At 44.9% G+C, this 25391-nt stretch carries 20 protein-coding genes and 1 pseudogene; 14 read left to right on the forward strand and 7 right to left on the reverse strand.

Going from position 1 to position 25391, the window contains the following annotated elements:
• Positions 1–31 precede the first annotated feature (31 nt).
• The 3 genes from DXA55_RS11485 (at position 32) to DXA55_RS11495 (ending at position 3469) form a co-directional block, all read left to right on the forward strand.
• The gene (locus tag DXA55_RS11485) at positions 32–1792 is read left to right on the forward strand and encodes a SpaH/EbpB family LPXTG-anchored major pilin (protein WP_117814245.1); all 1761 of its coding nucleotides are present in this window, start codon (positions 32–34) and stop codon (positions 1790–1792) included.
• A gap of 137 nt (positions 1793–1929) precedes the next feature.
• Complete coding sequence (locus DXA55_RS11490) at positions 1930–2784, forward strand: class C sortase (RefSeq protein ID WP_199605811.1); 855 nt, start codon at positions 1930–1932, stop codon at positions 2782–2784.
• The gene (locus tag DXA55_RS11495; protein WP_117814247.1) at positions 2768–3469 is read left to right on the forward strand and encodes a pilin N-terminal domain-containing protein; all 702 of its coding nucleotides are present in this window, start codon (positions 2768–2770) and stop codon (positions 3467–3469) included. The genes DXA55_RS11490 and DXA55_RS11495 overlap by 17 nt, the downstream gene beginning before the upstream one ends.
• Before the next feature lie 163 nt (positions 3470–3632).
• On the opposite strand, the gene DXA55_RS11500 is transcribed toward DXA55_RS11495, so the two are convergent.
• Complete coding sequence (locus DXA55_RS11500; protein WP_242998508.1) at positions 3633–4550, reverse strand: relaxase/mobilization nuclease; 918 nt, start codon at positions 4548–4550, stop codon at positions 3633–3635.
• Positions 4551–4626: 76 nt separating this feature from the next.
• Here DXA55_RS11500 and DXA55_RS17830 point away from each other — a divergent pair, with 76 nt between their 5' ends.
• The 4 genes from DXA55_RS17830 to DXA55_RS11530 all read left to right on the forward strand — a co-directional run bounded on the left by DXA55_RS17830 (position 4627) and on the right by DXA55_RS11530 (position 11085).
• The gene (locus DXA55_RS17830; RefSeq protein ID WP_242998519.1) at positions 4627–5205 is read left to right on the forward strand and encodes an ATP-binding protein; all 579 of its coding nucleotides are present in this window, start codon (positions 4627–4629) and stop codon (positions 5203–5205) included.
• A gap of 124 nt (positions 5206–5329) precedes the next feature.
• Positions 5330–5509: a hypothetical protein gene (locus DXA55_RS11515; protein ID WP_028086473.1), complete on the forward strand. Its 180-nt coding sequence runs from the start codon at positions 5330–5332 to the stop codon at positions 5507–5509.
• Between the two features lie 432 nt (positions 5510–5941).
• Positions 5942–8674 (forward strand): ATP-binding protein, encoded by a 2733-nt coding sequence (locus DXA55_RS11520; RefSeq protein WP_242998510.1) that lies wholly within the window; start codon positions 5942–5944, stop codon positions 8672–8674.
• 488 nt (positions 8675–9162) lie between these two features.
• Positions 9163–11085: a hybrid sensor histidine kinase/response regulator gene (locus DXA55_RS11530; RefSeq protein WP_055221365.1), complete on the forward strand. Its 1923-nt coding sequence runs from the start codon at positions 9163–9165 to the stop codon at positions 11083–11085.
• 93 nt (positions 11086–11178) lie between these two features.
• Here the strand turns inward: DXA55_RS11530 and DXA55_RS11535 are convergent, their stop codons facing one another.
• Entirely contained in the window at positions 11179–12234 is a 1056-nt protein-coding gene (locus DXA55_RS11535) for a DUF4097 family beta strand repeat-containing protein (RefSeq protein WP_117814251.1), read from the reverse strand.
• A 17-nt stretch (positions 12235–12251) separates the two neighbouring features.
• Complete coding sequence (locus DXA55_RS11540) at positions 12252–12569, reverse strand: PadR family transcriptional regulator (protein WP_022463160.1); 318 nt, start codon at positions 12567–12569, stop codon at positions 12252–12254.
• A gap of 213 nt (positions 12570–12782) precedes the next feature.
• Between DXA55_RS11540 and pflA the strand changes: the two genes are divergently transcribed.
• The 3 genes from pflA to DXA55_RS11555 all read left to right on the forward strand — a co-directional run bounded on the left by pflA (position 12783) and on the right by DXA55_RS11555 (position 15970).
• Positions 12783–13562: a pyruvate formate-lyase-activating protein gene (gene pflA / locus DXA55_RS11545; RefSeq protein ID WP_022463161.1), complete on the forward strand. Its 780-nt coding sequence runs from the start codon at positions 12783–12785 to the stop codon at positions 13560–13562.
• Positions 13563–13797: 235 nt separating this feature from the next.
• A complete protein-coding gene (locus DXA55_RS11550; RefSeq protein WP_055221368.1) occupies positions 13798–14145 on the forward strand; it encodes a HEAT repeat domain-containing protein in 348 nt (115 codons plus the stop codon).
• A 247-nt stretch (positions 14146–14392) separates the two neighbouring features.
• A complete protein-coding gene (locus DXA55_RS11555; protein ID WP_226906392.1) occupies positions 14393–15970 on the forward strand; it encodes a flotillin family protein in 1578 nt (525 codons plus the stop codon).
• 93 nt (positions 15971–16063) lie between these two features.
• On the opposite strand, the gene DXA55_RS11560 is transcribed toward DXA55_RS11555, so the two are convergent.
• From DXA55_RS11560 to DXA55_RS19585, 3 genes and pseudogenes are all read right to left on the reverse strand, one after another.
• Positions 16064–16954, reverse strand: coding sequence for a LysR family transcriptional regulator (locus DXA55_RS11560; RefSeq protein ID WP_022463164.1), 891 nt, complete (start codon positions 16952–16954; stop codon positions 16064–16066).
• A 147-nt stretch (positions 16955–17101) separates the two neighbouring features.
• A complete protein-coding gene (locus DXA55_RS17835) occupies positions 17102–17338 on the reverse strand; it encodes a response regulator (protein WP_242998512.1) in 237 nt (78 codons plus the stop codon).
• A gap of 51 nt (positions 17339–17389) precedes the next feature.
• Positions 17390–17575, reverse strand: a pseudogene (locus DXA55_RS19585) (sensor histidine kinase); the annotation flags it as partial.
• Between the two features lie 98 nt (positions 17576–17673).
• Here DXA55_RS19585 and DXA55_RS16975 point away from each other — a divergent pair.
• The 4 genes from DXA55_RS16975 (at position 17674) to DXA55_RS11580 (ending at position 24208) form a co-directional block, all read left to right on the forward strand.
• Entirely contained in the window at positions 17674–17868 is a 195-nt protein-coding gene (locus DXA55_RS16975) for a hypothetical protein (protein WP_147342017.1), read from the forward strand.
• A gap of 56 nt (positions 17869–17924) precedes the next feature.
• Positions 17925–19796, forward strand: a complete 1872-nt coding sequence (locus DXA55_RS11570) for a beta-N-acetylhexosaminidase (protein WP_117814253.1) — start codon at positions 17925–17927, stop codon at positions 19794–19796.
• 217 nt (positions 19797–20013) lie between these two features.
• A complete protein-coding gene (locus DXA55_RS11575) occupies positions 20014–21003 on the forward strand; it encodes a glycoside hydrolase family 130 protein (protein WP_055221374.1) in 990 nt (329 codons plus the stop codon).
• 94 nt (positions 21004–21097) lie between these two features.
• Positions 21098–24208, forward strand: coding sequence for an alpha-mannosidase (locus DXA55_RS11580; protein ID WP_117814255.1), 3111 nt, complete (start codon positions 21098–21100; stop codon positions 24206–24208).
• 138 nt (positions 24209–24346) lie between these two features.
• Here the strand turns inward: DXA55_RS11580 and DXA55_RS11585 are convergent, their stop codons facing one another.
• Positions 24347–25369, reverse strand: a complete 1023-nt coding sequence (locus tag DXA55_RS11585) for a LacI family DNA-binding transcriptional regulator (RefSeq protein ID WP_117814257.1) — start codon at positions 25367–25369, stop codon at positions 24347–24349.
• Positions 25370–25391 lie beyond the last annotated feature (22 nt).

Here is a 25391-nt window from a genome sequence, read left to right on the forward strand (position 1 = left end):
TAAAAAATCAAAAGAAAGTGAGAAGAGGAATATGAAGAAATTAGTATCAAGATTTATGGCAGTTCTGATGGCAATGACCATGATACTGTCCATGAGCATGACTGCATTTGCAGCAGAGGATGCAACAAGGTTAACAGGTACTGGTAAACTGACAGTCAACAATACAGTAGAAGGAAAGACTCTGGATCTGTATCAGATTTTTACAGCAACAAAAAATGAAGCGGGCAATGTAGCATACACATTAAATCCTGAATATGAAGGATTCTTTAAGGCAAATGTAAATGGAGCTTCTGCATTAACAGGCGAAGCATTAAGTGAAAAAGCTTATGAATATGTTAAAACACAGGTTGGCGAAGATGGAAAGAACGGTGTAAATTTTGCAAAAGCAATGCTTACATGGATTCTTTCAAATACTAGCACTGTAGATGCTACTCATAAAACTGTAACCACAGCAACTGGTTCTACAGAAATTGCTAATCTGGCATATGGATACTATGTAGTTTATCCATTAGGTGCAACAGATACCTCAGCAGCACCTGGAACTGGTCAGGATTATACATCCGTAGCATCTTTAGTTAGCGTAACAGATACTAATGCTACAGTTAACATGAAGAGTAATTACCCGACAGTAGACAAGAAAATTATTCCAGCACAGAGTGGAAGTGGACTTACAGTTGGTGCTATTGTGAATCCTTCATGGGAAGGCAATCACCAGATGGAATTAGATGACGAAAATGAGTCTGAGGACACCATTGCACCACATGGTGCAGCGGATGAAAAGAAAGCTGGGGATTTTGCGATTGGTGACACCGTTACTTACCAGCTGACTTCTAAAGTACCGGATATGACAGGATATAATTCTTATACTTTTAAATTTACCGATACATTATCAAAAGGACTAGACTTAAAAGCAATTCTGTCTGTAAAGGTTGGAGATACAGAACTCAAAGCAGGTAAAACAGGAGATAACACATACTTACCGACATATACGACAAATGACAATGGAACACATACACTAACTATTAGCTTTAATGACTTTTATAACAACTTTAAGAATCGTACAGGCGAGACAATCACAGTTGTTTATACTGCAACTTTAAACAAAGATGCTGTTATCGGTATGAATCCAAATACCAACAAGGCGGTTGTTGAGTACAGTAATGATCCGAAGTCAGGTGGAACAGGTAAATCTGAGCCAAGCATCGTAGATGTACATACCTTTGATTTCACAATCTTCAAATATTATTTAAATGGTGCGGATAAGACTGGACTTGCAAAGGCAGAATTCGAGCTTTACAAAGCAAATGGTGAAGTAGCTGGAGACAAGGTTAACATTAAAAAAGTAACTGATGGTGTTGGATACCGTGTGGCAACACCTGAGGAAGCTGCAACAGAAGGTTTCAAACCCGATGTAATCGTATCTGGTACCGACGGTAGAGTTCTTGTAAAAGGTCTTGATGCCGGAACTTACTACTTAAGAGAGACAAAAGCTCCGGACGGATACAACAAGCTTCTCAGCGATATCAAGGTTGAGATCAAACCAGTATATGATGAAACAACTGGCAAACTGACAAGCTATTCAGTTGATTACACATACAATGGAACTAAAACAACAGGTACAGAAATTAAAGATACAACAACTTCCCCAGAAGTGCCTGTAGAAAATAAGACAGGTGCACAGCTTCCATCTACTGGTAGCAAGGGTGCCCTCATGGTAACATTGGCTGGTATCGTTCTTTTCGGTGTATTAACAGCAAGCAAGGCTTTTGGCAAAAAGAAAGCAAAAAACTAAGACATTCTGAAGTTTAAGAATGGATAAAAAGACAGTTCATCTTCCCGGTATTGTACCGGGAGGATGTCTGCTTTTTCTGAAATGTCCAGTGTGGACTGGGTATTTCAGAAGAAACAGACGAAAAGGTGAAAGGTATTATGAAGAAAGTAGTGAAAATACTAAGAGGAATCGGATATCTGATGGCATTTTCTTTAATCCTGTATCCGGTGGTGAGCAATTATATCAATCAGATGAACAGCACAACCATTGCTACAGATTATGAACAGGAAGTTTCTCGTCTGTCGGAAGATCAGGAAAATGCCATGATCAAGCAGGCACAGGAATACAATGAAAGCCTGATTGGAATTGGTTCCATAGCAGATCCATTTTCAGAAAGCAATGAAAACCAGACAGAAGATGATGTGTATAACAATCTTTTAAAAATTGATGATACTGGAATGATGGGATATATTGATATTCCAAAGCTTGATGTTGTTCTTCCGGTTTATCATGGAACATCCGAAAAAGTACTGCAGTCAGGTGTAGGACATCTGAAAAACACCTCGCTTCCGGTAGGCGGTGAGAGCTGTCATGCGGTATTATCCGGACATCGTGGACTTGCAAATGCCAAGATATTCACCGACCTGAACAAAATGGAGGTTGGAGATGTATTTTATATTAAAGTTCTTCATCATACCTTTGCCTATCAGGTGGATCAGATTCTGACAGTATTGCCATCAGATACAGATTCTTTACAGATTGAAAAGGGCAAGGATTATGTAACACTGGTCACATGCACTCCTTATGCAGTTAACACGCACAGACTGCTTGTACGTGGCACTAGAATTCCGTATGAAGAGGCACAGAAGATAGATGAGGAAGTTGGTCTTCAGCGCACAATCCCATTCAATGTGATTCTATTGATTGTTGGAATTGTTGCTTTCATCATCATATGGGTGAGCATTAAGTTACATAAACGCAGGAAGGAGAAAAAACATGAGCAGAATAAGTAAACGTAAGCGAATATATATGTGTATGGCCAGTGTGATGTGTATGCTTTTACTCCTCATTCCGTTACCTGTGTCTGCGAATGATCTGGGAAGTATATTATTAAAAGCAACTGTTGAAGATGAGACCACGGTATATAAGCTAAGTAATACTGAATTTACGATGTATCAGGTTGGAACATATAAAAACAATTCATGGGCATTAGTGAGTGAGTTTGCAAAGTCTGGAGTCATATTTGATTTTGATGATTCTTCCGCTCAGGCAGAAGCTGCAAAAAAACTGGAAAAATATGTACAGGATAACAACATCAAAGGAATGTCCGGAAAGACCAACTCAGACGGAGAAGTTATGTACAGAGATCTGGAAAAAGGAGTGTATCTTTTTGTCCAGACACAAAAAACACAAATTAGCAATCAAGTATATCAAAGCGAACCTTTTATCATAACAGTTCCAGGTAATTATGATGGTCAGATAATTTGGAATGTAACGGCAGAACCTAAATTTAAAAATGAATCGATACCACCAATTACCACGAATACGCCACCAGTTTCAGAAGAACCATCAGGTGATAATAGCAGTCATACTCCAAATGTAAAAACGGGAGATGATACGAATGTAATTATGTGGCTTTCTTTAATGGGAATATCCTTAGTCATATTTAGTATTTGTAAAAGAAAAGTCCATAAATAATATGAGAAGATCGGGAAATCCCGCTTTTTTCGTTTAGTTACTCAACTGGCATAAGCCAAAGATAAATACCTCCGGAGGTGCACCGTATGGTGTCACCTAGGAGGAAATAGATCTGAAACCTTGGGAGGATTTGGAAAAGAATAATTGAGTTGTCAGTGCAATCCTATTTATCTCTTGTGACAGAAATAGGTTCCCGTTTTGCTGGAAGTAAGTCTGAACTGATCTCAGGAGCATAGAGCAGTGCTGTAAAATTCTGTCTAATGATATCTAGCGTCTTTTGTTTTTTCTGCAATTCCTGTATTTCCCGGACAGTAGCAGCCTGTTCAGATTCAAGATTTTCAATTTGCTTCTGGATTTTATTAGAGCTTGGGATTTTGGTAACACCGAGATCCTGAAGCTCTTTTTTTAGTGAATCGTGGAGTTGGTATTCTGCTTGATGTTTGGTCCGGTATGCTTTTGGATTTTTAGCAGATTTGCAATCTTCAATCACTTTACGGCAGAGCCGGTAAGAATCACAATGTTTTTGAATGACTTTCTGCGTGTTCAGTTCATTGTTGATTTGTGTTATTCTCTGTTCAGCCGCTTTAACAGAAGCATCAACATCAGAAACATGCTGTTGAAAATCTTCATAATTCAGCAGATTATTTTCAGAAAGATAGTTGAAGGTGCGGGTTGCCTCTTTTAGATTATTTAGTTTTGCCCAACGTTCAAATCCTTCTCGATTGCCGGTTGTAACATAAGTGGAAATATTGATATACAGGCGAGCATCTCTGGACAGATGCTTTGGAGTTTTCACTTTGCTACGATTTTTTGCCAGACGGATGCGGACATTTTCTTCGCTATAATAACTTCCGAGAGATTTCATGTAAGTGAAGTCCTTCTGCTCCGGTGCACGGAAGGACAGGTGTTTTCCTTGGCGGACTTCATATCCGGCTAACTGCATTTTTTGTAGAAATTCCTCATAGTTGATGGAAGTCCAGATTGCCTTATCAACTGCAACACATAGCTTGACTTTCCAACTGGTGCCATGATGATATTCCATGTTTTCTTTATAGCTTTTTCCTTTTTCTCCGGTTGGCATACTGGTGGCAAGTCCATTTTCCTGGCAGATGCGATTACTGATCCGGCAGATTTTATGGTAGCTCCGCTTATTGGAAATGATCATTAACGCCCATTGTCACCGTAACCTGTTGGATGAATCTTGTATTCAGGTCGCAGTTTATGATGAAAGACTGGAGGTGACTTCTCCGGGTGGATTATATAACGGATTAACTTATGAGGAAGTCATGAATGGTCATTCGAAGATCCGGAATAAAGGCATTGCCAATATATTCAGTCAGATGGGACTTGTAGAAGCATGGGGAAGCGGAATAAAAAGAATCCTTAATGCTGCAGAAGAGTATGGACTTTCGAAGCCGAGATTTCAGGAATTCGATAATATGTTTCGGGTAGAGCTGTTCCGTAGTTCATTTCCGATGACAAATGGAAAAGAAAGCATCGGAGAAGCATCGGAGGTAGTGTGGAGAACAGACCTCAACGATACACAGCAAAAGATTATAAAGTTACTTTCAGAAGATCATCAATTATCAGCAGTTAAGTTAGCTGAAAAAATTGGGGTTGCCAGTCGAAATATTGAGAACAATATTAAGAAGTTAAAAGAGTATAGTATTCTTATAAGACATGGATCTCCAAAGAATGGTTACTGGGAGATTGTAGATAAAGATCTACAGGAGTGAGAAGTAAATTAGTCCAAGATAGCTCAAGATTAGTCCAAGAGAATATATATATAAATAACAAAAATAGATTGACATTTTGTAGTAATCAGTAGTAAACTGTACTTGTGGAAGGGAAGTGATATGTTTGGCTAGAAAAACACCAAAAGATGGCAAAGAAGAAAACATACGAGTACGGGTGACTCCAGAACAAAAACAGAGACTTGTTGAGTATGCAGAAAGACACTATCAGAGCATGAGTGGTGTTGTATGTCAGGCATTGGATCTCCTGTACGCAAGAGAAGAACAACAAAATAATAAAGAGTAAAATGGAGTTATTTTGGAGTTTATTTCTTCATAAGCGGTGCGAAAAACGCAAAATCAGAACGCATGTTCGAAATATAAACCTCTAATAACAGCCTTTGCGTGTCATGAAACGCAGTCCGCAAAGGAGTTCGAGTAACGGACTAAAATGCCGAAAGCCTGTATTTATGCGGGTTTTCGGCATTTGTTTTATCGAATGACTCTAGTTTGGCTCTATTTGTGGGGAGAGTAATAGCAAGATTAAGGAGTAAAAGAATGTAATTACTCTGTTAGTAAATTGACACAAGTTGGCTGTAGAGTATAATTATAGTAAAAGTACAGCAGAAGCTGTCGCAAAGATATTTATAAAAATGTTGTGGAGGTATTGAACATTAATGAATGTAAAATTAAAATCTGCAAGCAAGCAAGCGACTGTAGCCTGGAGGGTGGGAGAAAGATGAAGAAGTGCAAATTAGTACAGAATATAAGAAATTTCAAATTTTGTTATTTTATATTTTGCATAATGATATGTTTGGTTGTTTTTCCTGTTTCCACATCTGCCCAAGAAAATTCTGATCATGTTATTCGGGTAGGATCTTTTGAGGAAACTTATAATGTAGTCAATGAAAAGGGAGAAAGAAGCGGCTATGGTTATGAGTATCTTCAAGATATTGCAGGTTATGCAGGATGGACATATAAATACATAACAAGTGATTGGAAAAACTGCTTTACACAGTTGGAAAATGGAGAAATTGATATTCTTGGTGGCATTTCCTATACAGACGAACGTGCTGAAAATATGCTTTTTTCCGATATGCCTATGGGGGAAGAGAAATATTACATCTATACGGATGCATCCAATATGGATCTTACAGCAGGAAATTTGGATTCTTTTGAGGGAAAAAATATTGGTGTGCTTAAAGATAATATAACGGAGGATGTGCTTAACGAATGGGAGTTAAAGTATGGTCTGCATACGCAGCATGTCAATGTTTCTAATACCGCAGAAGTTATGGACAAACTGTCGAAACATGAAATTGACTGCTTCGTTTCGGTAGAAGAATCCCGTTGGGAAGAATCGGATATTTCACCGATTACAAGTATTGGAGAGACAGAAATCTATTTCGTTATAAATCCAGAACGTCCGGATATCAAAGAAGCACTGGATAGTGCTATGCGCAGAATCAAGGATGACAACCCATTTTACACAGATGATCTCTACAGGCGTTATCTTTCTGCACAGAGCAGCTCGTTTCTTTCAAAAGAAGAAAGTGAGTGGATCGGGCAGCATGGTGCAATCCGGATAGGGTATCTGAATCAGGATGGAGGTATCAGCAGTGTAGATCCATCAACAGGTAAACTGACAGGTGTTATCACAGATTATGTAGATCTTGCAGAAAATTGTCTGCAAGGTCAGACTCTGGAATTTGAATTAAATGGATATGAGACAAGAAGTGAACTGCTTCAGGCATTGCAGGATGGAAAAATAGACCTGATTTTTCATGCAAACCAGAATCCATACTTTGCGGAAACAAATGGATTTGCTTTGTCGGATACGCTGTTGACTCTCAATATGGCAGCAATTACGGCAAAGGATTCTTTTGATGAGAATAAAGAGAATGTAGCTGCTGTTGAAAAAGATAATTTTGTATTGAAAGCATATCTTTCATACAATTATCCACAATGGAAGGTTATGGAATATGAGACATCAGATGCAGCAGTAAAAGCAATGCAGAAAGGGGAGGCAGATTGTATTGTAAGCAATTCAGGTACTGTTTCAAACTATTTGAAAAATAATAAGCTTCATAGCGCTTTCCTGACAAAAGAAGCTGATGTTTCATTTGCTGTTCAGCAGGGAGAACCGGTTCTTTTGTCCATTCTGAATAAAACACTGACATCTATGCCTACAGCTCAATTTTCGGGTGCAGTAGTTTCGTATAATGCTTCCTCACGAAAAGTTACAGTGAGGGATTTTATTCAGGATAATTTACTGACAGTTTCACTTATCGTTGGAATTTCCTTTTTCATTGTTCTGTGTATCATTCTTCGTTCTTGGAAGAAGTCAAAACGTGCGGAGGAAAGATTCAAGAAATCTGCTGAACAGGCATTAAAACTGAATCAGGAACTGGAAGAAAAACGGCAGGAATTACAAAATGCACTTGTAGAAGCACAGAGTGCCAATAAGGCTAAGACTTCCTTTTTAAATAACATGTCTCATGACATCAGGACACCGATCAATGGCATTATGGGCATGCTTACAATTCTTGAAAAAAGCGGAAATGATGGTGAGCGGGCAAAAGATTGCCTGAATAAAATAAATGAGTCTTCGAAACTGCTATTATCATTGGTAAATGATGTTTTGGATATGGCAAAGTTAGAATCGGATACCGTGGTTTTTGGTGATGAATCCATCAATCTGGATCAGGTATGTAAAGAAATCACGGAGTCGCTATACTTTCAGGCAGAAGAAAAAGGACTTCATGTTATAGGAGAACATGATGATTACAGTGGTATATATGTTTGGAGCAATGCAGTTCATCTGAAAAAAGTATTGATGAATCTGTTTACAAACAGTATGAAGTACAATAAGGTGAATGGTTCTATTTACATGAGTATGAGAACGATTGAAAGATCAGAAGATCACATGACATGTGAATTTAAAATAAGAGATAATGGAATTGGAATGTCAGAAGAATTTATAAAAAATGAATTGTTTACTCCATTTGTACAGGCAGATAATTCCCCACGTTCTGATTATAATGGGACAGGTCTGGGAATGCCTATTGTGAAACAACTTGTAGAAAAGATGGGCGGAACCATAACCGTTGAAAGCAAGCTTGGTGAAGGAAGCTGTTTTACTGTAATACTTCCATTTAAAATTGATACGAATGCACGGCCAGAAGAAAAAGAAGATTTTGATGCAGATATATCAGATATCCGGGTATTGCTGGTTGAAGATAATGAGCTGAATGTGGAAATAGCAGAATTTATGCTGACGGAAAATGGAGCTAAAGTAGAAACAGTGAACAATGGGTTAGAAGCTGTTCAGCATTTTGAAGCTTCCGAACCGGGAACATACGATGTTATTTTAATGGATGTTATGATGCCGGTGATGGATGGTCTTACAGCTACAAGAACAATAAGAGCTCTGGATCGGCAAGATGCAAAAACTATCCCTATCATGCTATGACTGCAAACGCATTCAGGGAAGATGCAGAAAAGTGTATGGAAGCAGGAATGAACGCACATCTTGCAAAGCCGTTGGATGATGAAAAAATTAAGCAGACCATAAGCGAAGAGTTGAGAAAGCAAAATGCCTGTCATGAATGATTATGAGGCAACCGCAGCAATCAGGAGCCTTCCAGATGCATGGGAAAAGCAGACAGGAAACAGAGGATGTGCATCGGAGAAACTGTATCAGTTTTGTGATACAATGGCTGCATCTGAATACTGCTCGCTGATCCGTCCATTTCTGGATATCTCTACACTTTCAGCAAGATTGAAGGCGGAAGAATGCATTTCCACAGAATTCAGTATGTGTGATGGCAGTTGGCACAGGATGCTTTTTACTGTAAAAAAGGGATGAGTCTGGAAATGTAACCCATGTTTGCAAAATACGTGAAGAGTTGAGACGTTTTTGTATTAAATTAAAATTAGATAAAAGGCATGTGAAATACGATGATGAAAAATAACTATATAAAACAAAAAAGAAAAGATCAAAATCCGGTAAATCATTGGAAAATTTTTGAGGGACGGTTGGTATTCCTTCTGGCAATGGTGATTTTGGCTGTTGTTGCATATACTTTTATTTTACAACAAGCATATACCAAAACTGCTCTGAAAACAGAAATTGAACGAGATATTTCCAGTGCAGATGCGGTTCATAAGCTGGTAAATGACAGACTGGGACGAAAAGATTTTAATGAAATAAAAAGTAAAGCTGATGAGAATACAGAACTATTCAAGAATATGTCGACATATATGAATGAAATCAGAACGCTGAATTCTACGAGATATATTTACACAGCAACCAGAAATGAAGACGGTAGATTGATTTACGTTGTAGACGGACTGGATCCATCGGCTGGTGACGTCAGACATCCAGGAGATCCGATTGAAAAGGAGATGGTTCCTTATATAGAAAAAGCACTTTCTGGAAAAACAGTATATTCTCAGGATATTGTTGATACAACATGGGGACCTATTTTTACAGCCTGTTATCCTGTGACAGCGGAAGATGAATCTAATGAAGTGATAGGTGCTTTCTGCATAGAAATGGATATGCAGAAAGCGTATGGAATGGTTGAGAAGACGAATAAGTTAAGTATTGTACTGGGATGCATTACAGCGTGTATTTTGGTAATATTATGTACCTGTGGATATTCTGTATATAAGAAGCAAAAAGAAAATGAGCAGAAACAGCAAAAACTGTTGCAGGAAGCTGCAAGACTGGCCGATTCAGCTAATAAAGCAAAATCAACATTTCTATTTAATATGTCTCATGATATTCGTACCCCTATGAATGCAATCATTGGATATGCAGAATTGGGAGAGAAACATTTAAAGGAGCCAACTATATTAGAGGATTACTTTGAAAAAATATTATTGTGCGGAAAGAAAATGCTGCATTTGATTGATAACATTCTTGAATTAGCACGAATCGAAAACAACCAAGCAACGCTGGATGAAACAATAACAGATGTTTCTAAAAACTTTGATTTATGTATTGATATGTTTAGGAAACCGATAGAAGAAAAACATCAAACACTGAAAGTCAATAAGAACATTCGATATCCATACCTGCATATGGATGATGCAAGATCATCTGAAATTACGATTAACATTTTGAGTAATGCTGTGAAATACACGGGTGAAGGCGGTAACATAAGCTGTACATTGAACCAATATCCCGGCGAAAAAGAAGGTTGGAGTGTATTAGAGCTTATCATAGCAGACAACGGAATCGGAATGTCAGAAGAATTCCAAAAACATATTTTTGAATCATTTTCACAGGAACGATCTTCGTCAGACAGCGGAATAGAAGGTAGCGGACTTGGCATGGGAATCGTGAAGAAACTGGTGGATTTAATGAATGGCAAGATCACAGTTCAGAGCAAACCGGGAGCAGGTTCTACTTTTACAATCACGCTTCCATTAAAGATAGCAAATGCGGAAGAAAGGAATCCGAAACATGCAGACGGTCAGTTGAATATCAAAAAACTGGAAGGAAAAAGGGTTCTTCTGGTAGAAGATAATGACTTGAACGCAGAAATTGCAACGGAACTTTTGACGGAAGAGGGAATCATGATAGAAAGAGCGGAGAACGGCGTTGCATGTATTGATATGTTTAACAAAGCAAAGCAAAATTACTACAGTCTGATTCTGATGGATATTCAGATGCCGATTATGAACGGATATGAAGCATCCAGGAGAATTCGAGAACTGAAAGACGGTAACAAATCGCAGATTCCAATTGTTGCAATGACAGCAAATGCGTTTGAAGAAGATAAGAAGATGGCTTTGGCAAGTGGCATGAATGATCATGTTGCAAAACCAATAGATATGAATGTATTATTGCCGACTATTATGAAATATATGTAAAGGAAGAAAGAAGGACACTGATTTTGTAGTCAGTGTTCTTCTTACATATCAGTCGACTAAAGAAAAACATTTTATCCAGTCCATTCTTTTTTGTCAGTTTTCTGCCGGCAAGTCAGAGAGCAGGACATTTCCGTTGACGGTACTTGCCTGAATGGTGAATGCAGAAATACCGGAGCGGGTGAATGTTTTTGTGTAGGATTCCGTTCTTCCATTGGAGACGAGGCGGATTTTTCCGGTTGTCGTGGATGCATGAATGGACGCATCGGCAAGGTCGTGCGGGAGATGGAGTTTCACGGAACCGTTGACGGATTTTGCTGTCAGGTACTCGGAACAGGTTCCCTCGAAGAGGACTTTACCGTTGACACTGTTTAAGGATGCGCGGGAGCAGTCGCCGGTGATTTCAAGTTTGCCGTTTGTGGCGGAAACATCGAGGCTGTCTGTGCGCAGACGGGTCAGGACGATCTTTCCGTTCGCGGCCTGTATGCGGCAGCTGGATGCGGAAAGGGAATCACCGGTGATTTTGCCGTTTGTGGCGGAAATTTCGAGCGTAGTAAGGGAGAGGGTATCAAGCCCGGTCGCGCCGTTCAAAGAGCGGAGCGTCAGCTTCTGTACGGTGGACGGCACCTGGAAGGAGAACACCTCTTTCTGGTGATTATTGCAGAAAAGATGTTTCCAGAATACGGAAGGGATGAGCTTTTTCTCTCGCAGACAGAACGTATTGCCCTCAATGCCTGCTTCGAAGCGGTCCGGATCGAAGTCGCCGGAAAAGTCAAACTCAACCGAAGCGGAAGTGCCCGGAGCAAAGTCGGCAGAAGCGTTCCGCAGGGAGATTTCCATAGCGGTGATGGCAGTGGAAGGGGCGTACGGGTAGTTCGGATGTGTTTCTTCAGAATTGGAGTGGGTTTTCTCCTGTGGCAGCACGTTTGCAACAGGCTGCTCCGTTGTGGCATATTCCTGACGGAAAAATTCGAGGACATCGTCGACATTGCCGAGTTCCGCACAGATTTCCTCATCGGAGAGACCCTGGCTGCGGGCGTCGGCGAAATGGGATTCGAAATCGTTTAAAATTTCCTCTGCGGCGGCAGAATCAAAGGATGCAAGGCCCTGTTTCAATGCATTCATATAAGTTTCATACGTTGTATTCATCATGATTTTCCTTTCTATCGTCAGATCGTTTCATCTGAAATCAGTCGGTTGATCTGCTGGGTGAAATCCAGCCATTCCTGTTTTTTCTCCTGCTGATAAGCTGTTCCTGCTTCAGTCAGATGGTAATATTTCCGGGCAGGGCCGGATGCGGATTCCTGTAGATACGTTTCCACGTAACCGGCTTCCTTGAGTCGTTTTAAAATCATATAGAGCGTTCCTGCGGCGATGGACATTTCGCGGGAAATAGCGTCTGTCAGCTCATAGCCGTATTTGTCCTCTTTTGTCAGCTGGGAGAGGACACAGAGCTCTAGGACGCCCTTTTTGAGTTGTGGATTCATATGAACACCTCCTTGTTGAGTAGATCATAACACAGACTATATCATAATGCAATATAGTAAACCAAATTTTTATCCTGCCATGTGTTCGATTTTGTACATGGAAAAGCCTTGAAAAGAACCGCGGATTTCCGTATAATCAAGCAGAACCTTGAAATTTGACCGGAAAATACAGAAAAATAGAAAGATAGTAAGTTGGAAAGAAGAGGAAAAAATATGAGTGAAATGAATCAGAACAACAATGGCCCGGTAAAGGGCGCGATCCATTCGATCGAGAGCTTCGGTTCCGTCGACGGACCTGGCGTACGCTACGTGATTTTTGTGAAGGGCTGCAACATGCGCTGCCAGTTCTGCCACAACCCGGATACCTGGACAACAAAAGATGCCGACTGGCAGACCGCAGACGAGGTGCTGAAAAAAGCGCTCCGCTATAAAAACTATTGGGGAGAAAAAGGCGGCATTACCGTGAGCGGCGGAGAACCGCTGCTGCAGATCGACTTCCTGATCGAGCTGTTCCGCAAGGCAAAAAAGAACGGCGTTCACACAACGCTGGATACCAGTGGAAATCCGTTCACAAGAGAGGAGCCGTATTTCAGCAAATTTAATGAGCTGATGAAATACACCGACCTGCTGCTGCTCGATATCAAGTTGATTGACGACAAGGCGCACAGAGAGCTGACCGGCTGCACCAACGAGAACATCCTCGACCTGGCGCGCTACCTTGACGAGATCGGCAAACCAGTCTGGATCCGCCACGTCCTCGTCCCGGAACGCAGCGACTACGATGAATACCTGATTCGCCTCGATGAGTTTTTACACAGCCTGCACAACGTACAGCGCGTAGAGGTTCTCCCATACCACACCCTCGGCGTATTCAAATGGGAAACCTTAGGAATCCCATACAAACTCGAAGGCATCAACCCGCCGACCAAAGAGCGCGTGGAAAACGCCAATAAACTGCTGCATACGGCGGAATATACGGGATATCTGAAATAAAAAGCAGAACAACAAGAAAAATCTGTGAAAAAGTAACAATTTTTATAAAAATTTTATAGTATTTCTGTTCAAAAACCAGAAGAAAAGGAGTATAATCTCTGTTATGGACGAGAGCATGGTTACAATGTGGCGGACATGACAGGGACGACAGCAAAAACACTACGAACCTTTTTGATTCGCCGCGGCAGTTGCTGCATCCACCAAAAATAAGAGCAAAAAGAAAGAAGGATTTACAATGTTTGGTTCAAAAGAGGCATCGGAAGACAAGCTGAAAAAAATGGTGGAAAAAGGAAAATGGGACAAATTAAGAAAACAGTATCTGGATTCGGACAAGACAACGCAGGTAGCGCTTGCAAAAGCCTGTGCAGCTTCGAGAAATGATGGTTCTGTTAATATTCTGACTTCTCTTCTGGAAGTAGACGATGTAGACGTAAAAACCGCGGCCGTTACGAGCCTTGGTGAGGTTGGAGACGATCACGTAACAGCACTGATCCGTCAGCTGGCCGTCAAGACACCGGCAGATCAGACGGAGCTGAAAGCAGCGATCACAAAAGCGCTGGAGAAGATTGTCGAAAGAGCATAAGAGCAGGATCAGTGAAAAAAAGGAAAGGCGAAGAAGTTTCTGTAAAAAGAAGCTCCTTCGTTTTTTTGTTGCAAGGCATATCAGAATCTGCTCCAGCGGATTGTTTTTGCCCGAACAGAAATCTTACAAAATCGTAATAATAATGCAGTTGTATCTATCCCGCAAAAAATGCTATAGTGAAAATAACACAGACACAAAAGCAGAACGCGGAGCGAAAAGCATCCGCAGAAAAAAGGGAGGAAACAAGATGGAATTTGTATTCGAACATGCAACCATGATTGCCGTGATCGCCGTTGTGGTGATCATTCTTGCCATTCTGGCGAGCGGTTATGTGAAGGCGCCGCCGGATACCGCATTTATTATTTCCGGTTTCCAAAAAGGCCAGCGGATCCTGATCGGTAAAGCCGGCATCAAGCTCCCATTCTTTGAGCGGCTGGACAAGCTGAGTCTGAAGCTGGTAGCGATTGATGTGAAGACGAGCGACGCCGTGCCGACCGCTGACTACATCAATATTCAGGTGGATGCAGCCGTCAACATCAAAGTCGGGGACGAACCGCAGAAGCTCCAGAAAGCATCCCAGAACTTCCTGAACCGCGACAGCGAATATATTGCCAAGGTTGCAAGAGAAGTCCTTGAAGGAAACATGCGTGAGATCGTTGGAAAGATGCGTCTGGAAGAGATGGTTTCCGACCGTCAGAAGTTTGCGGAGCTGGTCAAAGAAAATGCAGAACCGGACCTGGCTGCGATGGGACTTGACATCATCAGCTTCAACGTACAGAATTTCGTTGATTCCAATCAGGTCATTGAAAACCTCGGTATCGACAATATCGTAAAAATCAAGAAATCCGCGGCGATCGCCCGTGCCAATTCCGAGAAAGAAATCAAAATTGCCCAGGCGCGTGCAAATAAAGAGGCGAACGATGAGCGCGTTCTTGCCGAGACTGAGATCGCAAAGAAAAACAACGATCTGGCAATCAAGTCGGCAGAGCTGAAAAAAGAGTCCGATATCAAAAAGGCAGAGGCAGATGCAGCGTACAAGATTCAGGAAGAGCAGCAGAGAAAAGAGCTGGAAATCACTTCCGCGAATGCGAACATCGCCCGTCAGGAGCGCGAGGTTGAGCTCCGTGCCAGAGAAGTAGAAGTAACCGAGAAATCCCTCGAGGCAGAAGTCAAGAAGAAAGCCGAGGCCGAGCGTTACGCAAAACAGCAGCAGGCAGAGGCAGATTTGTACCGCCGTCAGAAAGACGCAGAGGCAGACCAGTTCGAAAAAATCCGCGAGGCGGAGGCAAAGAAAGCCCAGGCAGAAGCCCAGCGCTATGCGATGGAGCAGGAAGCACTCGGTATCAAGGCAAAAGGTGAGGCGGAAGCCGCATCCATCCGTGCCCAGGCACTTGCAGAGGCCGAAGGTATGGAGAAGAAAGCTGAGGCTTACCAGCGCTACAACAAAGCCGCAATGGCAGAGATGATGATCAAGGTTCTGCCGGAGATCGCCGGAAAGATCGCAGAGCCGCTCAGCCAGATCGACAAGATTACGATCATCGGCGGCGGAAGCGAAGACAACGGCATCGGCTCCGTAGCGGGCAATGTGCCGGTGGTGATGGCAAAGCTGTTTGAGTCGATGAAAGAGGCGACCGGTGTCGATCTCTCCGAAATCATGAGAGCCGATACATACGATGCAAAAGTAAACCGCAACATTCAGATCTCCAGCCCGGAAGAGCTCAAAGAGTATCTGAAAGCAGAAGCCGGAAAGGCAGCAGCGGATGCAGAAAGCCCGGAAAAAGCGGAAGCATCCGAACCGGTGCAGAAAGACGGCAGCGAGCAGTAAATCCAGAACGGATCATAAAAACAGAAAAAGAGGCAGGGATCCAGAAAAATTTCTTGAGGATCCTGCCTCTTTTGACGTATAGATCGGAAAAAGTTATTCGGCGCCTTTTTCCAGCATGCTCATGAACTCTTTTGCCGCCTGCGGGATCGGCAGATGGGAGCTGTGGGCAACGACAAGCTGGCGCGGCGGAAGCTCCTCCACGAGGTCGAGCTGGAAGGCCGCCGTCTCTTTTACAAGGCAGTAGTCCGGCACAAACGCGATGCCAAGGCCGATACTCGCCAGGTCGATCAGAAGATCGTTGCTGCCAAGCTCAATTTCCGGCACGAGGTCGAGCTGGAACCGCTGAAACTGGCTGTGCAGGAACTCACTCGTCGTACTCTTGCGGTCGAGCATCAGAATCGGGTACTGCAGCAGCTCTTTTAAGTGAACCGGCCTGTTTTCCAGTTCCGGGTAATATTCGCCGTTCGCGATGAAGATATCGTGGAACGAATGAATCGGAATCGTGTGAAGACGGCTGGAAAGATGCGAGTTTGGATAATTGGTCACGATGAAATCCACCTGGCCGGATTCCAGCAGATCGACACACTGGGTCGAAGTCTGGTTTGTCACCTTGATGTGGACATTCGGAAAGGAGCGGTGGAAACGGTTCAGGTACGGAACAAGGAAATAGCGGCAGATTGTGTCGCTCGCGCCGATGCGGAGCTGGCCGCCGCCAAGCGTTCCCGCTTCCATAATCTGTGCTTCACCGCGCGCAATCAGGTTGATCGCAGGCTCTACGTGGCGCAGCAGCGTTTCTCCCTCCGGCGTTAACTGCACGCGCTTTGTACTGCGGATAAAGAGCGTGATTCCAAGCTTTTTCTCCAGAACCTTGATCGACTGGCTGACCGCCGACTGCGAGATAAAAAGCAGCTTGGAGGCCTCGGAAAAACTGAGTGTGGTGGCAACGTAATAGAAAACCTTATATAACTCGTAATTAATATCCAAAATAAGCACCTCTTATAAAATATGATATCTTCACTCTAGCACACTTCCCCGAAAGAATGCAAGAAAAAATCTGCCGGAACCGTGAACTTTTTCTCCTCTTTTTCGAGTAAGAGAAAATTCACGGTTCCGGCAGATAAGAAAGGGGAATCAGCCAAGCACTTTGGCAATGGCGCCGTCCGGCGTGCGGATCTGGCGCGTTGCAGAGTATCCGTCGAGTTTCGGCATCTGAATATCCATCAGCACCAGATCGAACTGATCCGGCGCTGCGGTGCGGAGCGTCTCAACGGCAACATCGCCGTCGTCTGCAAGGCTGACGGAAAATCCGGCGTTCGAAAGGAGCTCCATCGCGATTTCCTGTACCATATGGCTGACGTTGATCGCCATGCCAAGTCCCGTACCCTGAATGCCGCTGACCGTAGAAGTCTCCTCGCGTGTAAACGATTCAAAGAGGTGCTCCTGGAATTCCCGGCTTATGCCGATGCCGTTGTCGCGGACGTGGAATTCGTAGAGCGCATACCCTTTTTTATAGTACGGTTTCTGAATAATACGGACAATGATGGTGCTGCCGTTCTGTGTGAATTTCGTGGCATTGCTCAGCAGATTCAGCAGAATCTGGTTCAGGCGGAAAAAGGTGCTGGCCGGAGGTGGAAATCTTGTTCAGGTATTCCTGCACCTGGTCCGGCTGATTGACGTGGGCGGCAGCCAGAGCGGTAAAGCCGATGATCGCATTCATCCGAAAAAACAGATTTTGTTCCGGAATGAAAATGGGAAACAAAAGTTACTTTACATATAAAAGAGCAGAACAGGAAGAAATTTTGAAAAAAATTGAAGAAAATTACAAATTATTGTGGAATATGTGGAAAAAATATGGTAGGATGGGGGAGAAGAGAAAGTGGTTTCAAAATGTTACTTAACGTTCAGTGAAAGTTCTATGGTTACAAAGAAAACAAAAAACAAGAGGAGAAGGAAAATGAAATTTTTACCAAAACCAAAAGAGGTAAAACTCCTGACGGGGGAACATGCACTCTGCTATGACGGCAGAATTGTACTGGATGGCAGACTGCTGGGAAATGGGGATACGTATGCGAAAGTGCTGCAGAAGGGAATCAAAAAGGAAACCGGAATGCAGTACGATATCGGATACGGCGTTCCGGGAAGAAAAGAGACCGGCGCGATTGTACTGGAACTGGATGAGACAAGGAAAAGCCAGCAGTATGTGCTGCAGGTGACAGAGGAGGAAATCCGCATCCAGGGCGGAGACGGAGCCGGCGTGCTCTACGGTGTGCAGACGCTGTGCCAGATGATACACGAATACGGTGCACTGCTTCCGGCTGTGCGGATCGAGGATGAGCCGGATCTGCCGGTGCGCGGCTATTATCTCGATGAGACGAGAGGCCGTGTGCTGACACTTTCCTATTTAAAACAGGTGGCAGACCGCATGGCGTACTACAAGCTGAACCAGCTGCAGCTCTATGTGGAGCACACGTATCTGTTCTCGGGACTTTCCGAGATGTGGCGCGATGAGACGCCGCTTACGGCAGAGGAAATCCGCGAGCTGGATGCGTACTGCGCAAAGCTTCATATCGAACTGGTGCCGTCGATCGCAACGTTCGGCCATCTGTACATGCTGCTCTCCACAAAGAGCTATGGCGACCTCTGTGAATTCCCAGACAGCTGGAAAGAGCCGTTTTCCTTCTGGGACCGGATGCAGCATCACACGGTGGATGTCTCCGGCGGCAGAGCGATCGAGCTGATCAAGGCCATGATCGAGGAGTACATGGCGCTCTTTGCCACGGATAAATTCAACATCTGCGCGGATGAAACGTTCGACCTTGGAAAAGGAAAATCGAAACCGCTGGCAGACGAGAAAGGCGTTCACCGCCTGTATATCGACTATGTAAAAGAGCTCTGCGAGTTTCTCGTGGCAAAAGGCAAAAAGCCGATGTTCTGGGGCGATATCATCTGCGCACAGCCGGAGCTGATCAAAGAGCTGCCAGAGGAAACCGTCTGCCTGACCTGGGGCTATGCAGCCGAGCAGAGAGAGCATGAGGCAAAAGTGATGGCGGAAGCTGGTGCAAGACAGTATCTCTGTCCTGGGGTCGGCGGCTGGAACCAGTGGATGAACCTGGTGGAGAACAGCTACAAAAATATCACACGGATGTGCGGCTATGCGAGAAAATACCATGCGGAAGGTGTTCTGAACACAGACTGGGGTGACTGCGGCCACATCAATCAGCCGGACTTTTCCCTTCCTGGCATGATCTATGGAGCCGTCTTCTCCTGGGGAGACGATACCGACAGCTTTGAGGAGCTGAATGAACAGATTTCCCGTCTGGCCTACGGCGACCGGAGCGGAAAATTCGTTTCCTATATGGCAAAAACGGCAGAATGCTCCATCTTTGACTGGTGGGATGCCAACGTCGTTTACGAGGAAAAAGTGCTCGGTCATCCGAACAACCGGAATGCGCTGTTTGATGCGAGAATCCAGGATGAGGCGAAGCGTGCAGCTGCAAAGGAAACAATTGCGGCTCTGAAAAAAGAACTGAAAAAGACAGCCGGTGCTCTGGAAGAATCCTGCCGTCCAATGGTTCCGGTGCTGGAACTCACGATGGAAGCGATTGACATCTGGAATGAGACGGGCGCGAGAATGTGTGACATTGAGCTTGGAAAAGAAAAGGATGAGACAGCCTGCGCGGCACTTGCGGGACGGCTGGAAACCTGGTTTATGAAGTATAAAGCGTCCTGGAGAAGCATCAGCAAAGAAGGCGATCTGCACCACATTTCAGAGATTGTATTCTGGTATGCCGACATTCTGCGGGGAAGAAAACCGTACGAAAAATAGAAAAAATCCATTTGTGAACAAAGATGAACACAAATAGAAAATAAATGAACGATAAAAAGTAACAAAGAAAACGAAAATTTACATAAAAGTGAACAAAAACACTTGACTTTTGCGCAGAAATGGACGAAGATAGAAGTATCGGATCGAAAGATCAAAAATGTCCGTATGGCGTGACAAGAGAGAAAGAAAAAAATAATTTTCACAGAGGGAAACAATCATGAGTAAAATCATCGGAAACAATCTGCCGGATATGCCTTGGCAGGAAAAACCAGCAGGAGAGCACATGCCGGTATGGCGCTATGATCAGAACCCGATCATCGGCCGTTACGAGCAGAAACGTTCCAACAGTATCTTCAACAGCGCAGTCGTACCGTTCGAGGACGGATACGTAGGTGTATTCCGCTGCGACAGCCGTTCCATCAGCATGGACATCTTCGTTGGAAGAAGTAAAGACGGTATCCACTGGGAGATCGAGGATGAACCGATCAAATTTGAGGGCGCTGACGAGGAGATTCTGACAAGAGAGTACCGTTATGACCCGCGTGTCTGCAAAATCGACGACAAATACTATGTAACCTGGTGCAACGGCTATCACGGCCCGACCATCGGTGTTGCTTACACCTATGACTTCAAGAAATTCGTTCAGCTTGAGAACGCATTCCTTCCATTCAACCGTAACGGCGTGCTGTTCCCGAGAAAGATCAACGGCTACTACATGATGATGAGCCGTCCAAGCGACAACGGCCATACACCGTTCGGCGATATCTTTGTCAGCCAGAGTAAAGATATGGAATTCTGGGGAAGACACCGTCACATGATGAGCCCGGTCCGCGGCGATGAGTCTGCATGGCAGTGCACCAAGATCGGTGCCGGCCCGGTTCCGATCGAAACAGATGAGGGATGGCTGCTGATCTACCACGGCGTTATCACAACCTGCAACGGATACGTATATCGTATGGGATGCGCACTGCTTGATATCGACGAGCCGTGGAAAGTAAAATACAGAACGAAAGACTATATTATGGCTCCGATCACCCAGTACGAGTGCATGGGTGATGTTCCGAACGTAGTATTCCCGTGCGCAACCTTAAGCGATGCAGCAACCGGAAGAATCACTATCTACTACGGATGCGCAGATACTGTAACCGGTATGGCATTCACAACCGTAGATGAGCTGCTGAACTACGTAAAAGAGAACAGTCTTTAAGAGTCAAGTCCGCCGGGCTTACGGGTGAGAAAGCCTGCAGGTCCGGCGGACTTTTTTGTATAACAGAGCATGACGACCAACATAAGGAGGCATTATGAAATTTGTAAAAGAGCGTGTGAACGTGATCTGCCAGGAGCTGGCGCGGCTTTCCATCTCACAGAAAATCAAAATCACCGATATGCAGGTGAAAAACGGCTGCTATATCACACCGGCAGAGGCAGATGCATCGGCAGAGCCGTGGACCTCGTTTGATACCGTAAACGACCGCTGGTACGGACCGGACAGACATTACTGGTTCCGCACCACCATCACCGTTCCAGAGAGCTTTGACGGAAAAAATCTCTGGATGAGAGTCCATGCAGGACTGGACGAATGGGATGACGGAAGAAACCCGCAGTTCCTGCTGTTTGCAAACGGAGAAGTCATCCAGGGTATGGACATCAACCACCGTGAGGTGCTCGTAAGAGAGCATGCGAAGGCCGGCGAAAAAATTCAGCTCGATCTGCAGTCCTACACCGGAACGCTGCACAGCGAGTTCCGGCTGCTGGCAGACCTGGAAGAGCATGATAAAAAAATCGAAGAGATCTATTACGATCTGATCGTTCCGATGCAGGGACTGAACCGTATGGACGAGGACAGTAAAACCCGTCTGGATCTGGAAACTGCCCTGACGAATACCATCAATCTGCTGGATCTTCGGAAGCCGTACAGCAAAGAGTTCTATGCTTCGATAGAAGAGGCAGAAACCTGTATTCAGGAAGAAATCTATGAAAAAATGGGCGGCTGGGATGAAGTCGTGGCAACGTGCATCGGCCACACACACATCGATGTAGCATGGCTGTGGACGATTGACCAGGTTCGCCAGAAATCCTGCCGAAGCTTTGCAACGGTATTAAAACTGATGGATGAGTATCCGAACTATCATTTCATGTCAAGCCAGCCGAAGCTCTACAGCTTTGTAAAGGAAAGACACCCGGAAGTATACGAGAAAATCCGCCAGAGAGTCAAAGAAGGACGCTGGGAGCCGGAAGGCGGCATGTGGGTTGAGGCAGACTGCAACCTGACATCAGGAGAGTCCCTTGTGCGTCAGTTCCTGTTCGGAAAACGCTTCTTCAAAGAGGAGTTCGGTGTAGACAACAAAATTCTGTGGCTGCCGGACGTGTTCGGATACAGCGCTGCCATGCCGCAGATTCTGAAAAAATGCGGAATTGATTACTTCATGACGACAAAGCTGGCATGGAACGAGTTTAACAAAGTGCCGTACGATACCATGAACTGGGAAGGAATCGACGGAAGCAAAGTTTTCACGCATATGATCACAACGCTCGGCGTCGGCCAGCCGGAGACCAGCTTCTTTACGACATACAACGGCATGCTGCATCCGGATGCAATCATGGGCGGCTGGGACCGCTATCAGAATAAGGATATCAACAACGATATTCTGATCAGTTATGGCTACGGGGACGGCGGCGGCGGCCCGACCAGAACGATGCTTGAGACATCCAAACGAATGGAAAAAGGCATCAAGGGCGTGCCGAAAGTACGCCAGGCATTTGCGAGAACGTATTTCGACGAACTGCATGAGAAAGTAAAAGACAGCAAACGCCTCCCAACCTGGATCGGAGAGCTGTATTTCGAGTTCCACCGGGGAACGTATACTTCGATGGCACGCAACAAACGCGGAAACCGTAAGAGCGAGTATGCGATGATGGAATTAGAGCTTCTGTCCGTTCTGGCAGAAAAGGCCGGAAAAGCATATCCGACCGAAGAACTGAACCGCATGTGGGAGATGATCCTGACAAATCAGTTCCACGATATTCTGCCGGGTTCCTCCATCCATGAGGTATATGAGCAGACGAAGAAAGAGTATGCGGAAATTGCAGAAACATCTGCAAAACTGATCGGTGAGCGTCTGGATGCACTCTGTGCGAAGAAGGACGAGAGTGTGACCGTATGGAATACGCTGGGCCATAGAAGAAACGATATCGTAGAGCTGGGCACAAACAGCGCTGAGGCACTGACCGATGGAACGAACGTGTATCCGGTACAGCAGACGAAAGACGGAGCGGTTATTTACGCAGAAAATCTGCCGTCCAAGGGATATCAGGTACTGCGCCCGGTAAGCGGATCCGTTGTGAAAACACCGTTTGCCATAGCAGAAGCAGGAGAGGGATATACCCTTGAGACACCGTTTTACACCATTGCAATCGATGCAAACGGCGAATTTACTTCCCTGTTTGACAAAGAAAATGACCGTGAAGTACTTCAGATCGGAAAAACAGGAAATGAACTGCGGATCTATGAGGATAAACCGCTGCAGTACAGCGCATGGAATCTGGACATCTTCCATACCGAGAAATCCTGGAAGGTAGAGGGCGTGCGCCGCATGGAGTGGACAGAAAACGGTCCGGTCCGTGCAACCCTGGAGATCGAGCGCGAAGTGATGGATACCGTCATCCGCCAGCAGATCCACTTCTACGCAAAAGACCGCAGAATCGACTTCGAAACCTACGTTGACTGGAAATTTGCCGAGCATGTGCTCAAAGTTCACTTCCCGGCAGACGTTCACAGCGACGAGGCAACGTACGATATCCAGTTCGGTAATGTGACAAGAAAACTGCACACCAACACAAGCTGGGATCAGGCAAGATTCGAGGTATGCGGCCACAAATGGGCCGATCTCTCCGAGGGAGGCTACGGCGTCAGCCTGATGAACGACTGCAAGTACGGCTATTCCATGAAGGACCGTGTGATAACACAGACCCTGATCAAATCCGGAACCGAGCCGAATCTGACCGCAGACCAGGAAGAACATTTCTTTACCTACTCTCTGTATCCGCACGCAGGAACATGGCGCGAGGCAGGTACGGTACAGGAAGCACTGAACCTGAACGTGCCGGCAAAAGCTGTTTCCAGTGCGGCAGAAAAAGACCGTATGGAATTCCTGTCCGTGGACAAGCGCAACGTTGTGCTTGAGACCGTGAAAAAGGCAGAGGACGGCGATGGCATCATTGTGCGTCTGTATGAGGTGGAGAATGCGAGAACGAAAGTGACACTGTACTGCGCAGATGCGATTCTTTCAGCAGAGGAAACCAATCTGCTGGAGCAGCCGGCAGAGAGTGCCATTGATGTGAAAGAAAACGAGATTTCACTTACGATCAAACCGTACGAGATCCGTACCATCCGCATTCGCACGACAAAATAAGAAATCAGAACAGAAAATGCTTCCGGGAGCGCAGAACCAATGCGTTCCCGGAAAAAAGAAAACACAAAAAAGACACCGGATCCGAAATAAACGGAAGACGGTGTCTTTTCAAAAAGCAAAATTAGAAAAACGGTTGCATCAGTCGCCGGTGGAAGCGCGGTACAGAACTTTGGATTCCAGATACGTCACTTCATGCGGCGTGTGCGGATATTTGATCCGGTAAAGAATCTGAAGCGCCAGGCGGGAGCCGAGCTCCTCATTGAAGACCTGAACGGTAGTCAGATTTTCTGCCAGAAGATCCTCGATATTGTTGTCAAAGCCGGATACGGCAACGTCCTCCGGCACGCGCAGTCCCCGCTTTTCAAGAAGCTGCATCAGAATACAGGCAACGTAGTCGCTGGCGCAGACAAAAGCGTCCGGCATGCGGGAAAGGGAGGAAAGGAAAGAATCGATTTCCTCGCGGTAGGAGTCAATCCCAAGCGGTGTGGTCAGGCAAAGAGAAGGATTCGGTGTTTTTCCGGCATCCATCAGTGCCTGGCAGAAGCCCTCATAGCGTTCGCGGTTGGACTGTGCGTAGCCGATATCACCCATGAAGCCCGGAAGGGTGCGTCCTTTCTCGAGAAGATGGGCGGTGATATTGCGGACGCTGTTCCGGCTCTCCATCAGGAGAAGGTCGCCGTTCAGTTCATACGGGGATACGAGGGAGGAAGTGTCCAGGAACACTTTGGGAATCTGTGTCTCTGCGAGCAGACGCAGAAGACGTTCGTTGTACACGTTCAGAACAATGATGCCGTGGACGCTTCCGTTTGTAAGTGTGGGCGGGAGAAAATACGTTTTATCCGCCGAAGTCGGAAGATACGTGTAAACGAGATTGACATTGTGTGTTGAAAATACTTTTGCAATCTGGTGGATGATGGTCATCCAGAAAAGTGAGGTTTCCGGTCTGCAGACGGCAACTGCAATGTTGACCGGCGTGGTCTCCTCCGCGCTGGAAGGATATTGAAAATCTTCCGGGATGGCATAGCCAAGCTCCTGGGCTTTGGCGATGACCTTGGTGCGCAGGGAATCGGAGACACCTTCGTGTCCGCTGAACACCTTCCAGACGGTGGTCCGGGAGATGCCCAGGGAATTTGCAATTTCCTGTAAAGTGACTTTTTTCATAGTTTCAACCGATCCTGTTACA

This window comes from Blautia sp. OF03-13 (assembly GCF_003460685.1).
GTDB lineage: Bacteria > Bacillota > Clostridia > Lachnospirales > Lachnospiraceae > Fusicatenibacter > Fusicatenibacter saccharivorans.

Coding starts and splice junctions, on each gene's coding strand:
- DXA55_RS11580 (WP_117814255.1), top strand. CDS start 21,098: ATGAAATTTGTAAAAGAGCGTGTGAACGTGATCTGCCAGGAGCTGGCG.
- DXA55_RS11585 (WP_117814257.1), bottom strand. CDS start 25,369: ATGAAAAAAGTCACTTTACAGGAAATTGCAAATTCCCTGGGCATCTCC.
- DXA55_RS17830 (WP_242998519.1), top strand. CDS start 4,627: ATGATCATTAACGCCCATTGTCACCGTAACCTGTTGGATGAATCTTGT.
- DXA55_RS11485 (WP_117814245.1), top strand. CDS start 32: ATGAAGAAATTAGTATCAAGATTTATGGCAGTTCTGATGGCAATGACC.
- DXA55_RS11530 (WP_055221365.1), top strand. CDS start 9,163: ATGATGAAAAATAACTATATAAAACAAAAAAGAAAAGATCAAAATCCG.
- DXA55_RS11520 (WP_242998510.1), top strand. CDS start 5,942: ATGAAGAAGTGCAAATTAGTACAGAATATAAGAAATTTCAAATTTTGT.
- DXA55_RS11555 (WP_226906392.1), top strand. CDS start 14,393: ATGGAATTTGTATTCGAACATGCAACCATGATTGCCGTGATCGCCGTT.
- pflA (WP_022463161.1), top strand. CDS start 12,783: ATGAGTGAAATGAATCAGAACAACAATGGCCCGGTAAAGGGCGCGATC.
- DXA55_RS17835 (WP_242998512.1), bottom strand. CDS start 17,338: ATGGCGATCAACGTCAGCCATATGGTACAGGAAATCGCGATGGAGCTC.
- DXA55_RS11495 (WP_117814247.1), top strand. CDS start 2,768: ATGAGCAGAATAAGTAAACGTAAGCGAATATATATGTGTATGGCCAGT.
- DXA55_RS11535 (WP_117814251.1), bottom strand. CDS start 12,234: ATGATGAATACAACGTATGAAACTTATATGAATGCATTGAAACAGGGC.
- DXA55_RS11550 (WP_055221368.1), top strand. CDS start 13,798: ATGTTTGGTTCAAAAGAGGCATCGGAAGACAAGCTGAAAAAAATGGTG.
- DXA55_RS11500 (WP_242998508.1), bottom strand. CDS start 4,550: ATGCCAACCGGAGAAAAAGGAAAAAGCTATAAAGAAAACATGGAATAT.
- DXA55_RS11540 (WP_022463160.1), bottom strand. CDS start 12,569: ATGAATCCACAACTCAAAAAGGGCGTCCTAGAGCTCTGTGTCCTCTCC.
- DXA55_RS11570 (WP_117814253.1), top strand. CDS start 17,925: ATGAAATTTTTACCAAAACCAAAAGAGGTAAAACTCCTGACGGGGGAA.
- DXA55_RS11490 (WP_199605811.1), top strand. CDS start 1,930: ATGAAGAAAGTAGTGAAAATACTAAGAGGAATCGGATATCTGATGGCA.
- DXA55_RS16975 (WP_147342017.1), top strand. CDS start 17,674: ATGATCGCATTCATCCGAAAAAACAGATTTTGTTCCGGAATGAAAATG.
- DXA55_RS11575 (WP_055221374.1), top strand. CDS start 20,014: ATGAGTAAAATCATCGGAAACAATCTGCCGGATATGCCTTGGCAGGAA.